The 11,995-nt window shown below is 68.2% G+C and carries 15 protein-coding genes; 10 read left to right on the top strand and 5 right to left on the bottom strand.

Going from position 1 to position 11,995, the window contains the following annotated elements:
* Positions 1-28: 28 nt before the first annotated feature.
* Positions 29-169, bottom strand: coding sequence for a hypothetical protein (locus tag FBZ83_RS04670; protein ID WP_174452031.1), 141 nt, complete (start codon positions 167-169; stop codon positions 29-31).
* Between the two features lie 264 nt (positions 170-433).
* Between FBZ83_RS04670 and FBZ83_RS04665 the strand changes: the two genes are divergently transcribed.
* From FBZ83_RS04665 to FBZ83_RS04650, 4 genes are all read left to right on the top strand, one after another.
* Entirely contained in the window at positions 434-1,072 is a 639-nt protein-coding gene (locus FBZ83_RS04665) for a shikimate kinase (protein WP_145681303.1), read from the top strand.
* Positions 1,073-1,079: 7 nt separating this feature from the next.
* Positions 1,080-2,234, top strand: coding sequence for a 3-dehydroquinate synthase (gene aroB, locus FBZ83_RS04660; protein ID WP_186465976.1), 1,155 nt, complete (start codon positions 1,080-1,082; stop codon positions 2,232-2,234).
* A 114-nt stretch (positions 2,235-2,348) separates the two neighbouring features.
* Positions 2,349-2,834 (top strand): CBS domain-containing protein, encoded by a 486-nt coding sequence (locus FBZ83_RS04655; protein ID WP_145681302.1) that lies wholly within the window; start codon positions 2,349-2,351, stop codon positions 2,832-2,834.
* A 124-nt stretch (positions 2,835-2,958) separates the two neighbouring features.
* Positions 2,959-3,576: a DUF2889 domain-containing protein gene (locus FBZ83_RS04650; protein ID WP_145681301.1), complete on the top strand. Its 618-nt coding sequence runs from the start codon at positions 2,959-2,961 to the stop codon at positions 3,574-3,576.
* Between the two features lie 121 nt (positions 3,577-3,697).
* Here FBZ83_RS04650 and FBZ83_RS04645 read toward each other — a convergent pair whose 3' ends face one another.
* Together FBZ83_RS04645 and FBZ83_RS04640 are read right to left on the bottom strand one after the other, a co-directional pair.
* Entirely contained in the window at positions 3,698-4,120 is a 423-nt protein-coding gene (locus FBZ83_RS04645) for a ribbon-helix-helix domain-containing protein (protein WP_247888144.1), read from the bottom strand.
* Between the two features lie 311 nt (positions 4,121-4,431).
* On the bottom strand, positions 4,432-4,704 hold the full coding sequence (locus FBZ83_RS04640; protein ID WP_014239259.1) for a BolA family protein: 273 nt from the start codon (positions 4,702-4,704) through the stop codon (positions 4,432-4,434).
* 178 nt (positions 4,705-4,882) lie between these two features.
* On the opposite strand from FBZ83_RS04640, the gene FBZ83_RS04635 reads away from it, so the two are divergent.
* The 5 genes from FBZ83_RS04635 (at position 4,883) to cobT (ending at position 9,109) form a co-directional block, all read left to right on the top strand.
* Positions 4,883-5,467, top strand: coding sequence for a J domain-containing protein (locus FBZ83_RS04635; protein WP_035671119.1), 585 nt, complete (start codon positions 4,883-4,885; stop codon positions 5,465-5,467).
* A 73-nt stretch (positions 5,468-5,540) separates the two neighbouring features.
* The gene (gene cobS, locus FBZ83_RS04630; RefSeq protein ID WP_014239256.1) at positions 5,541-6,545 is read left to right on the top strand and encodes a cobaltochelatase subunit CobS; all 1,005 of its coding nucleotides are present in this window, start codon (positions 5,541-5,543) and stop codon (positions 6,543-6,545) included.
* Positions 6,546-6,575: 30 nt separating this feature from the next.
* Positions 6,576-6,842 (top strand): AbrB/MazE/SpoVT family DNA-binding domain-containing protein, encoded by a 267-nt coding sequence (locus FBZ83_RS04625; RefSeq protein ID WP_145681299.1) that lies wholly within the window; start codon positions 6,576-6,578, stop codon positions 6,840-6,842.
* A complete protein-coding gene (locus FBZ83_RS04620) occupies positions 6,839-7,234 on the top strand; it encodes a type II toxin-antitoxin system VapC family toxin (RefSeq protein WP_145681298.1) in 396 nt (131 codons plus the stop codon). The genes FBZ83_RS04625 and FBZ83_RS04620 overlap by 4 nt, the downstream gene beginning before the upstream one ends.
* Positions 7,235-7,243: 9 nt before the next feature.
* Entirely contained in the window at positions 7,244-9,109 is a 1,866-nt protein-coding gene (cobT, locus tag FBZ83_RS04615; RefSeq protein WP_145681297.1) for a cobaltochelatase subunit CobT, read from the top strand.
* Positions 9,110-9,204: 95 nt separating this feature from the next.
* Here cobT and FBZ83_RS04610 read toward each other — a convergent pair whose 3' ends face one another.
* Positions 9,205-9,717 (bottom strand): invasion associated locus B family protein, encoded by a 513-nt coding sequence (locus tag FBZ83_RS04610; protein WP_145681296.1) that lies wholly within the window; start codon positions 9,715-9,717, stop codon positions 9,205-9,207.
* 279 nt (positions 9,718-9,996) lie between these two features.
* Here FBZ83_RS04610 and FBZ83_RS04605 point away from each other — a divergent pair, with 279 nt between their 5' ends.
* Positions 9,997-11,025, top strand: coding sequence for a Fe(3+) ABC transporter substrate-binding protein (locus FBZ83_RS04605; protein ID WP_145681295.1), 1,029 nt, complete (start codon positions 9,997-9,999; stop codon positions 11,023-11,025).
* A 66-nt stretch (positions 11,026-11,091) separates the two neighbouring features.
* Here the strand turns inward: FBZ83_RS04605 and FBZ83_RS04600 are convergent, their stop codons facing one another.
* A complete protein-coding gene (locus tag FBZ83_RS04600) occupies positions 11,092-11,940 on the bottom strand; it encodes a pirin family protein (protein ID WP_145681294.1) in 849 nt (282 codons plus the stop codon).
* Between the last annotated feature and the right edge of the window lie 55 nt (positions 11,941-11,995).

The raw sequence follows: 11,995 nt of genomic DNA, 5'->3' as shown, positions 1-11,995 counted from the left end.
ATCGGCTTTCCCGACGGCGTCCCCGGCGTCAGCGGGGGAACCGCTCATCCGGGATGACCTTTTCCACCGTCTTGGACGGTGCCGGCATGTCCCAGGAGGCAAGGAAGGCCATGCCACCCCCGATGACGAAGAGGAACAGGACGAAAAGAACGGAAATAACCCGGCTCATGGCGATCGGAGTCGTGTTTCTGTGGAAGGAACGGCGGCGCTGTATCACGGTCTGCGTCCGTGCGGCTTGGGACAAGGGTGCGCTTTCATGCTAATCATCGCACACCGCCCGCACCGCTGGCCCGATGGCCGATGAACGCAGGACGTACCACTTTAGCCACGGGGGCGCCGCTGCGCAACATGCGGAGGCCCCTGCGACCGAATCGAACACCCGCCCTCCGGAACCGCATCAGGCCGGAACCGCATCAGGAAAGTCCACAGCACCATGACCGCCCGCCTTCCATCGCAGGGACAGCCGCCGGACCCGTCGAAGACCCTTCCCAAGACGGTGGTGCTGGTCGGCCTGATGGGCGCGGGCAAGAGCGCGATCGGCCGGCGGCTGGCCGCGCGGCTGCACCTGCCCTTCACCGACGCCGACACGGAGATCGAGACGGCGGCGGGCTGCTCCATCGCGGAAATCTTCGCCCGCGACGGCGAGGCGGTGTTCCGCTCGGTGGAGCGGCGGATCATCACCCGGCTGCTGACCGAACAGCCGGTGCACATCCTGGCGACCGGCGGCGGCGCCTTCATGGACCCGGAGACGCGCGCGGCCATCCGCGCCCACGGTGTGTCGATCTGGCTGCGCGCCGAGCTGGACGTGCTGCTCGCCCGCACGGCGCGGCGCACCCACCGCCCGCTGCTCAACGCCGGCGACCCGAAGGACATCCTGAGCCGGCTGATGACCGCCCGCTACCCCGTCTATGCCGAGGCCGAGCTGACGGTGATCAGCGACGAGCGCCCGCCGGAGGCGACCGTGGAGCAGGTGATCGAGGCGCTGGAGACCCATTTCGGCATCACCCTGCCCCACGCCTCGCACCACCATCATCACCGCCACCCGGCGCACCACCACCACGACAAGCCCTGATCCCGCCATGACCTCCTCAGACATGCCCACCGACATGCCCACCGCCACGGCCACCGACACCGTCCGCCTCGACCTCGGCCCGCGCAGCTACGACATCCTGGTCGGCGACCGGGTGCTCGACGGCGCCGGGCCGCGCATCGCCGCGATCACCGGGGGCAAGGCGCCCATCGTCGTCACCGACGAGAACGTCGCCCCGCGGCACCTGCCGACGCTGGAGCGCACGCTGCGCGCGGCCGGCGTCGAGCCGACCCAGGCCATCGTCCTGCCGGCGGGCGAGAAGACCAAGGACATCGCCCATTTCGAACGGCTGATGGACGCCGTCCTGGCGCGCGGGATCGAGCGGTCGGCGGTCCTGCTGGCGCTGGGCGGCGGGGTGATCGGCGACATCACCGGCTTCGCCGCCGCCTCGGCGTTGCGCGGCATCGACTTCATCCAGGTGCCGACCACGTTGCTGAGTCAGGTGGACAGCTCGGTCGGCGGCAAGACCGGCATCAACAGCCCGCACGGCAAGAACCTGATCGGCGCCTTCCACCAGCCGCGACTGGTCATCGCCGACACCGCCACGCTGGACACCCTGCCGCGGCGCGAGGTGCTGGCCGGCTACGCCGAGGTGGTGAAGTATGGGCTGATCCGCCTGCCCGGCTTCTTCGCCTGGCTGGAGGAGAACGGCGAGCGGGTGGTCGCCGGCGACAGCGACGCCCGCCGCCACGCCGTGACGGAAAGCTGCCGGGCCAAGGCCGCCATCGTCGGGGTGGACGAGCGGGAGAGCGGCGACCGCGCCCTGCTGAACCTGGGGCACACCTTCGGCCACGCGCTGGAGGCGGCGACCGGCTTCGGCTCCCGCCTGCTGCACGGCGAGGCGGTGTCGATCGGCATGGTGCTGGCCTTCGATCTGTCGGTCCGGCTGGGGCTGTGCCCGGCGGCGGACGCCGAGAAGGCCCGCGCCCATCTGGCGCGCGTCGGCCTGCCGGTCCGCCCCACCGACGTGCCCGGCGTGGACTGGGACATCGATGGGCTCATCCTGTCGATGGCCAAGGACAAGAAGGTCAAGGACGGACGCATCACCTTCGTTCTGGTGCACGCCCTGGGCGACGCCTTCACCCAGCGCGACGTCGATCCGGCGGTGGTCCGGTCGCTACTGGAGGATGCCGTCGCCCGCTGATGCGGTGCACCATAATCCCTTGACCGTTGGGGCAACAAACTGTCAGAGTTCACGACAGTTCCGATTCGCGTCCAAGATGCGATGGAGCGCTGCCCCAGAAAAGGGAGAATGGACATGCCGAACCGCAAGCTCATCCCCGACGTCATCAAGGACCAGCAGTTGGTTTGCCTGCCGCCGGAGGCCAGCGTCCAGGACGCCGCCCTCCTGATGGCGGAGCGCCGCGTCGCCGCCCTTCTGGTCACGCAGGACCGGCCGAAGGGGGGCCGGTCCCTCAAGGGCATCTTCACCGAGCGCGACCTCGCGGCCCGCGTCGTCGCGGCGGGCCGTGACCCGGCGGCCACCCGGCTCGCCGAGGTGATGACCGCCTCCCCCGACACGCTGGGGCCGGACGCCCACGCCTACGAGGCGCTGGACCTGATGGAGCGCCACCACTACCGCCACCTCCCGGTCACCGCCGACGGCGAGTCGGACGGCACGGTGCTGGGGATCGTCTCCATCCGCGACCTGTTCGCCGTGGTCCGTGCCCATCTGGAGGACGAGATCCGCGACCGCGAGGCCTTCATCTTCGGGTCGCACTACTCCGCCAGCGCGCCCCCGTAAGCAGAGGACGCGTAATGCTGCAATGCGGTGAAGCCGGCTTGACCTGAACGCTGGCCCCACCGATATTCCCGGGTACGCCCCAACAATCAGGCCGTACGAACTAGGCCGAACGTCAGAGAGTCCCATGCCGCTGTCCGAACCCGCCGCACGCGAACCGATCCACACCCGGGAAGTCACCTGCCGGGGGTATCGGCGGACCGACGGCATGTGGGACGTCGAAGGCCATCTGACCGATGTGAAGAGCTACGGCTTCCACACCGAGCAGCGCGGCCAGATCCCGCCCGGCGACCCGGTGCACGGCATGTGGATCCGCCTGACGGTGGACAACGACCTGACCGTCCACGCGGTCGAGGCGGTGACGGAGAAGAGCCCCTACCGCACCTGCGGCTCCGTCACCCCCAATTTCCAGCGGCTGGTCGGGCTGAAGATCGGGCCGGGCTGGACCCGAGCGGTGAAGGAACGGCTGGGCGGCGTCCAGGGCTGCACGCATCTGGTGGAACTGCTCGGGCCGGTCGCCACCACCGCCTTCCAGACCATCTACCCCATCCTGGCGCGCGAACAGGCCGAGAAGGCCCGCGCGGCGGGCGGCGGCGAGGCGGGGGGCAGCAAGGAGGACATGCTGCGCACCAAGCGCCCGGTGCTGCTCAACACCTGCCACATCTTCGACAGCAACGGCGAGGTCGTGCGGAAGAACTGGCCCGACCACTACACCGGCGACCGCCCGCGCGACGCCGCGGACTGACGCGTCGGCAGACCCGACCACCGGGACGCCCCCTCGGGGGCAATCACCCCGGGACAAGAAAAAGGGGCGCGCCCGATGGACGCGCCCCTTTTTCTTGTCCCGAATCGGGCCGTTCAAACCGTCACGCGTCCAGCGCGGACCGCAAAGTCTCGCTGGGCCCGATCGGCTTCGCCGCGGGCGGCAGAGCGGACGCCGTGGTTCCGGCCCCGCTCTCCGAATGGTCCAGCTCGTCCAGCGGCGGCAGGTCGAAGGGCGTGCCGACGAAGGGATCGCCCCCGCCATGCCCGGCCTTGACGTGGCCGTCCTCGGTGCAGGCCCGGCGGAAATAGGCCGCGATGAAGACGCGGACCGCCGAAGTCAGGGTGACCTCCGCGTTGTCCCCACCGGGGCCGCGCCGCCGGATCTGCTCGTCCAGCCGGTCCTTGATCAGCGTGCAGAGGCCGTTGACCGTCAGGCCCTCGCGGCGGGCGATGTCCTCCAGAGCGTCCCACATGGTCGGCTCCAGACGCATGCTCGTGCGGCGCCCGGCAATCATGATGTTCATGCTCTTCAGCGGTTCCACACACGCGTTGGGATTGACTGTTAACCGCTTCTTCGGCCCGCGCTTCGCCATACGCCGCCCTCTCCACGAACCCGCCGGACGACGCGCGAAAAGTGCATCGCCCACGGCGCATTGATTGGTTGCATGCGCTGCACTCTACTAAATACAGCGAGAATTGCAACCACGGCAGCACTCCAATTATGTTTGAAGACTGAAAAGAACCTCTAGTAGTTGCATGCGTATGTATGCATTTGCAGGTGGCGCTTTTCCCTTGCTGCACGGGCAGCGGGCGGGCGTTCTTGTCGGCGTTGCTGTCAGCGGGCCTCTTCGGGGGTCAGCGTGGTCAGGCCGAGGGCGTGAACGCGCTCCGCCATTTCTTGGGCCAGCAGGCCATAGACCAACCGCTGACGCTCCACGCGCGACTTCCCGGCGAAGGCGGCGGAGACGATGGTGACGTGGAAATGCGTCTCGCCTTCCGGGTGGGCGCCGCCGTGGCCGGCGTGACGGCCGGAATCGTCCTGGATGTCGAGCCGCTCGGGAGCCAGCGCGTCGGTCAGCTTCCGGCGCATGCGGGTGGCGTATTCCATGGGGGTCCTCGCTCGGTTTGGGCCAGTGGTCCTGGCCGGGTCGGGTTTGGGATTGAGGTGACGGCGCGGCACCGCTCCCGTCAAGACGCCAATGCCGCAGACCGGCCATTTTCCGCAGGTCGGCACCGCCCCCTTGCGTGCGCTTGCCAGAAAGGATGCCTCTTCCCATACTTCGCACATGAGCAAGCCACGCACCCGCTACGACTTCAGCCGCTATGACCAGCCGCGCACCGCCGTGCGCGCCTGCGATCATCCGGGCTGTGCCGGCGAGGGCGCGTACCGGGCGCCGAAGAGCCGCCGGCAGCTCAACGACTACTACTGGTTCTGCCTGGACCATGTGCGCGAATACAACCGCGCCTGGGACTATTACGCCGGCATGAAGCCCGAGCAGATCGAGGCCGAGGTCCGCCGCGACACCACGTGGCAGAGGCCGAGCTGGCCGCTCGGCTTCTGGGGTGTGCAGGAGAAGTTCCTGCGCGACCGGGCGATGCACGGCTTCAGCTTCGAGTTCGGGCGCGAGGCCGGAAAGGACCAGTCCGAGGAGAGCAAGCAGCGCCGCCAGGCCGCCCGCAACGCGGAGGAGGAGGCGCTGGTCGTCCTCGACCTCGCCCCGCCGGTGGATTTCCCGCGCATCAAGGCGCGCTACCGCGAGCTGGTGAAAATCCACCATCCCGACGCCAACGGCGGGGACAAGGCGGCCGAAGAAAAGTTGAAGGAGATCAATCAGGCCTACAACACGCTGAAAGCCTGCTATGGTGCGTAACCCCGACGGTTGGCCGGACCAGATTGGCCGGGCGGCCCCGACAACAGACACGTTGGAACGATAAGAACCTCCCATGCCTTCTCAAGGAGCCACCCAGGCCAGCTCGGCCCTGTTCGATCACGTTCCCGACATCACCCTGTCGGTGCGTCAAGTGTTCGGCATCGACAGCGACATGCAGGTGCCGGCCTTCAGCCAGCGCACGGAGCATGTGCCGGACATCGACGAAGCCTACCGCTTCGACCGCGACACGACGCTCGCGATCCTGGCTGGCTTCGCCTACAACCGCCGCGTCATGGTCCAGGGCTATCATGGGACCGGCAAGTCCACCCACATCGAACAGGTGGCCGCGCGCCTGAACTGGCCCTGCATCCGCATCAACCTGGACAGCCACATCAGCCGCATCGACCTGATGGGCAAGGACGCCATCGTCCTGCGCGACGGCGTCCAGGTGACGGAGTACCGCGAAGGCATCCTGCCCTGGGCGCTCCAGCACGCCTGCGCGCTGGTCTTCGACGAGTATGACGCGGGCCGTCCCGACGTGATGTTCGTGATCCAGCGCGTGCTGGAGGTGGAAGGCAAGCTGACGCTGCTCGACCAGAACCGCGTCATCCGCCCGCACCCGGCCTTCCGCCTGTTCGCCACGGCGAACACCGTCGGCCTGGGCGACACCACCGGCCTCTACCACGGCACGCAGCAGATCAACCAGGGTCAGATGGACCGCTGGAACATCGTGGCGACGCTGAACTACCTGCCGGTGGACGCCGAGGTGAAGATCGTCGCCTCCAAGGTGCCGGAGTACGACAGCGAGGCCGGCCGCAAGACCGTGGCGTCGATGGTGCGCCTGGCCGACCTGACCCGCGCCGGCTTTATCAACGGCGACATCTCCACCGTGATGAGCCCGCGCACGGTCATCACCTGGGCGCAGAACGCCAACATCTTCAACGACATCGCCTTCGCGTTCCGGATCACCTTCCTGAACAAGTGCGACGAGGTGGAGCGGCCGACCGTCGCCGAATACTACCAGCGCTGCTTCGGCACCGAACTGCCGGAGACGGGGGTTCAGGCCAACCTGGTGTGACGGGAAGGCGAGCCGAGGGAAAGGCCGGCAATGGGGTACATCGAGGTCGGACCAAACGGCGAGCTGGCGTTGCCTCAGGATCTGCGCGAGCGGCTGGGCGTGAAGCCCGGCGACCGCGTCGAGTTGATCCTGCGCGACGACCGCACCGTCTTGGTCAGACCCCGCCCCCACAGTCTGGACGATCTCATCGGCAGCGGGGGCACGTTCAAGCGCGCCCTGTCCCAGGAAGACATGGACGACGCGATCCGCCGGCGCATGGCGGAACGGCACGCCGGACCACAGGACCGGACGTCGTGATCGGATTGGACACCAACGTCCTGCTTCGGCTGGTGGTGGAGGACGATCCGGAGCAAGCCGCCAAGGCGCGGACCGCCGTTCGCGCCCTGGTCGCCGACGGCGAGGTTTGCCTCGTCGGCGACATCGTCCTGTGCGAGTTCGTCTGGGTTCTGGAAGGCGTCATGCGCCGGGACCGTGAGACCATCGCGCGCATCCTGGACCTCATCCTCGACAACGCGGACATCCGGGTGGAAAGCGAAACGGCCGCGCGGGCCGCATCGGCCCTGCACCGGCAGGGCTTCGACTTTTCCGACGCCCTGCTCGGCCTCCGCAACCGGGACGCCGGCTGCACCACCACGCTGACGTTCGACCGCAAGGCAGCCCGGCTGCCGGAATTCCAGATTTTGAGCTGACAGCCCGCCATGACCGACCGTGAAAACCCCGTCGAGGCCTTCAAGCGCTCCACCGCCGCCGCGGTGCGGGCCCTCTCCCGCCGGGCCGACGTGCAGGTGGGCTTCTCCACCGAGCCGCCCGGCGTCGCCGGCCTGCGCGTGCGCATCCCCACCCCGGCGCGCGACCTGAACCCGCACGACGTCGCGACGCTGCGCGGCGCCGCGGACGCCGTGTCGCTGCGGCTGCGCTTCCACGACAACGCCGTCCATCTCCAGCGCATGCCGCTGGGCGACAGCGCCCGCGCCGCCTACGACGCGCTGGAGCAGGCCCGCTGCGAGGCGCTGGGCGCCAGCCACATGCCCGGCGTGGCCGCGAACCTGGAAGCGGCGCTGGACGAGCGCTACCACAAGCAGGGCTTCGAGCGGCTGGAGGAGCGCGAGCAAGTCCCCCTGCCCGAGGTGCTGCGCCTGATTGCCCGCGAGGCGATGACCGGCGCCGCCCCGCCCCCCGCCGCCGAACACGCGGTCAGCCTGTGGCGCGGCTGGATCGAGGAGCGGCTGGGCAAGGACCTGCACGGGCTCGCCGGCCACATGGCCGACCAGGACGCCTACGCCCGCGCCGTGCGCAAGCTGCTGACCGAGCTGGACATGGAGGTCGGCAACGACCCCGACGAGCCGCAGGAGCCGGAGGAGGACGAGCGCGACTCCGGCGAGAACGAGAACGAGCCGAACAAGGGCCAGACCCAGGGTGAGGACGACACCCAGAGCCAGGCCGAATCGATGACCTCGCAGGAGACGCAGGAGTCCGACCAGGGCGAGCAGGCCGAGGAGGGCACCGGCGAGGAGGGCGACACCGAGATGGGCCAGGGCGAGGGGGCGGAGGAGCCCGCCGGCCCCGGCCAGCCCTGGCGCCCCGAAGCGCGCGGCCGCAACGAGCCCGACCCCAACGCCTACAAGCCCTTCACCACCCAGTTCGACGAGGTGGTCGACGCCGCGGAGCTGTGCGACCCGGAGGAGCTGGCCCGGCTGCGCCACATGCTGGACCAGCAGCTGGTCCATCTCCAGGGGGTGATCTCCAAGCTGGCCAACCGCCTGCAGCGCCGCCTCCTGGCCAAGCAGCAGCGTTCCTGGGAGTTCGACCTGGACGACGGCATCCTCGACGCCGCCCGTCTCGCCCGCATCGTGGTGAACCCGGTCCTCCCCCTCTCCTTCAAGAAGGAGAAGGAGATGGACTTCCGCGACACGGTGGTGTCGCTGCTGATCGACAACTCCGGCTCGATGCGCGGGCGGCCGATCTCCATCGCCGCGATGAGCGCCGACATCCTCGCCCGCACGCTGGAGCGCTGCGCGGTCAAGGTGGAGGTGCTGGGCTTCACCACCCGCGCCTGGAAGGGCGGACAGGCGCGCGAGCACTGGATCGCCTCGGGCAAGCCCGCCAACCCCGGCCGCCTGAACGACCTGCGCCACATCATCTACAAGGACGCCGACCAGCCCTGGCGCCGCGCCCGCAAGAACCTCGGCCTGATGCTGCGCGAAGGCATCCTGAAAGAGAACATCGACGGCGAGGCGCTGATGTGGGCGCACAACCGCCTGATCGGCCGGTCCGAACAGCGGCGCATTCTGATGGTGATCTCCGACGGCGCGCCGGTGGACGATTCGACCCTGTCGGTCAACGCCGGCAACTATCTGGAGCGGCATCTGCGGCAGGTGATCGAGTACATCGAGACCCGCTCGCCGGTGGAGCTGGTGGCCATCGGCATCGGCCACGACGTGACCCGCTACTACCGCCGCGCCGTCACCATCGTGGACGCCGAGCAGCTGGGCGGCACCATGATGAACAAGCTGGCCGAGCTGTTCGACGAGGACGACCGCCGGGGCCGCAACGGCTGGCGCTGAGGTCGACAACAGGTCCGGAAACGACAACAGCACAAACGACAACGGCGCGGATCACTCCGCGCCGTTTTTTCATGCATGCCGTCCGGTTCGTCCGGTCACTGCAGGCTGCGCTGCATCTCTTCGAAATTGCGCGAGAAGCCGTTCAGCGGGAAGTCGATGTCGCGCTTGCCGGCGCGCAGGAAGTTCACGCGGACCAGCACCGTGGAACCGTTGCGGAACTGGTCGACCACGCGGCCCGACACGAAGTTCGGGAACATGCACATGTTGAGCGTGGCGATCTGCGTCTCGATGCGCGGCTGACGGTCGACGCGGATGGCGCAGTTGTCGATCATGCCCTGGCTGGTCGTCAGGAACAGATGGTAATCGTTGCCGGTCGGGATGACGCTCAGCGCCACGAAGCCGACCTCCTTGCCGTCGTCGAACAGCCGGTAGTTCATCAGCCGGCAGACCTTGGTGTCGGTCATCCGGTCGATCTCGCAGCGGCTGGTCCAGGCGCCTTCCGGGCCGTACTCGGCGGCGGACTTGGAGAAGTCGACGGCGGAGGCCGGCGCGGCGGCCAGCGCGGACAGCAGCGCCGCACCAAAAGCGAAGAGACCTGTCCAACGCATCCTGACGCTCCCCATCTGTCGTCCCGTTCGGCCGCTCGCACTCCCGCCCGACGGCGGGCATCGCGAACGGATTATAGGCATACCCCAAAGACGAACAAGCCTTTACACCTTTGGTTGGCGTCTTAGTCCGCGATGATCGTTCCGCTCCGCATCCTTTTTGAATATTGAGAATGGTTATCGTTCCCGCTTGACACCCCGGCCCCCGAATGGTCAAGTCGGCTCATGAGAACGCTTCGCAATTGCGGGCGTGAACCGACAAGAATTCGGGAGTCACTGAGGATGCACATCGGATCGCGCGGCGTGTTTGCCGCCACCTTCGCCGCCACGCTGCTGACCATGACCGGTCTCGCCAGCGCCGCCGAGGTGAACATCTACTCCGCGCGCCATTACGATGTGGACAAGGACCTCTACGACGCCTTCACCAAGAAGACCGGCATCAAGATCAACGTCATCGAGGGCAAGGAAGAAGAGCTGATCGAGCGGATGAAGACCGAAGGCGGCAACAGCCCCGCCGACGTGTTCATCACCGTCGACGCCGGCCGCCTGTGGCGCGCCCAGGAGGCCGGTCTGCTCCAGCCGACCCGCTCCAAGGTCATGGAGGAGGCCATCCCGGCCCACCTGCGCGAGCCGGAGGGCCATTGGTTCGGCATCTCCAAGCGCGCCCGCATCCTGGTCTACAACAAGGCCTCGGTGAAGCCGGACGAGATCAAGACCTACGAGGAGTTGGCCGACCCGAAGTGGAAGGACCGCGTCCTCGTCCGCTCCTCGACCAGCGTCTACAACCAGTCGCTCGTCGGCTCGCTGCTCGCCGCCCACGGCGAGAAGGCGACCGAGGAGTGGGCCAAGGGCGTCGTCGCCAACATGGCGCGCAAGCCGCAGGGCGGCGACACCGACCAGATCAAGGGCGTGGCCGCCAACGAAGGCGACGTGGCCGTGACCAACACCTACTACTTCGCCCGCATCGCCTCTTCCACCAAGCCGGAGGACAAGGCCATCGCGGACAAGCTGGGCGTGATCTTCCCCAACCAGGGCGACCGCGGCACCCACGTGAACGTCTCCGGCGCCGGCGTCATGAAGAACGCGCCGAACAAGGAGCAGGCCGTCCAGTTCCTGGAGTATCTGGTCAGCCCCGAGGCCCAGAAGATGTTCACGGAAAAGAACTACGAGTACCCGATCGTCGCCGGGGCCGAGACCGCGCCGGTGCTGGTGACCTGGGGCAAGTTCAAGGAAGACCCGCTGAACGCCGCCGTCTACGGCAAGAACAACGCCGAGGCTCTGAAGGTCATGGATCGCGCCGGCTGGAAGTAAGCCACCGTCCGGCGTAGCGAAGGGGCGCGTCCCAGCGGTGGAGACGCGCCCTTTTTGTTTGTGGATTTAGAACTTGCCCTCTTCGTAGTCGCGGTAGGCCTGCATCACCTCCTCGCGGCTGTTCATGACGAAGGGGCCGCCCCAGGCCACCGGCTCGCCGAGCGGCCGGCCGGAGAGCAGCAGGAAGCGCGCCCCGGACGGGCCGGCGGTGATCTCCGCCCGGTCGCCCTCACCCAGCACCAGCACCCGCGGCCCGCCCAGCCGGACGGAGCTGCCGGGCGCCACCACCGATCCTTCGAAGACCACCAGCGCCGCCGCGTGACCGGCGGGCACCGGCTCGGAGAAGGCGGCACCCGCCGGCAGGCTGACGTCGAAATAGCGGGCCTCCGTCGGACCGCTGCGCACCGGGCCGGCGGTGCCGTTGCCGGTGGTGCCGGCGATCACCGTCACCGTGGTCCCGTCCTCGCGCGTCTCGACCGGGATGCGGTCGGCGGCGAACTCCTGGTAGGCGGGGTCCGACATCTTCAGCCGCGCCGGCAGGTTGATCCAGAGCTGGAAGCCCTTCATCAACCCTTCGGTCTGCTCCGGCATCTCGGAATGGATCACGCCGCGCCCGGCGGTCATCCACTGCACGCCGCCGGTCTCGATCACGCCCTCGTGGCCATGGTTGTCCCAATGGCGCATGCGGCCGGCCAGCATGTAGGTGACCGTCTCGAAACCGCGGTGCGGGTGGTCGGGGAAGCCGGCCAGATAGTCCTGCGGCGTGTCGGACCCGAAATAGTCCAGCATCAGGAAGGGGTCGAGCATGCGCAGGCGCGGCGTGCCGACCATGCGGGTCATGCGCACGCCGGCCCCGTCGGACGCTTCCATGCCTTCGACGGCGGTCAGGACGGGACGGACGGTTTCGGCGGTCATCGGACGCTCTCCTCGGGCTACATCGCTGAGAGAGAGGTATTCTTTCCGGACCGCC

The organism is Azospirillum brasilense, assembly GCF_007827815.1.
GTDB lineage: Bacteria > Pseudomonadota > Alphaproteobacteria > Azospirillales > Azospirillaceae > Azospirillum > Azospirillum brasilense_C.
This window is presented reverse-complemented; position numbering and strand designations above follow the sequence as displayed.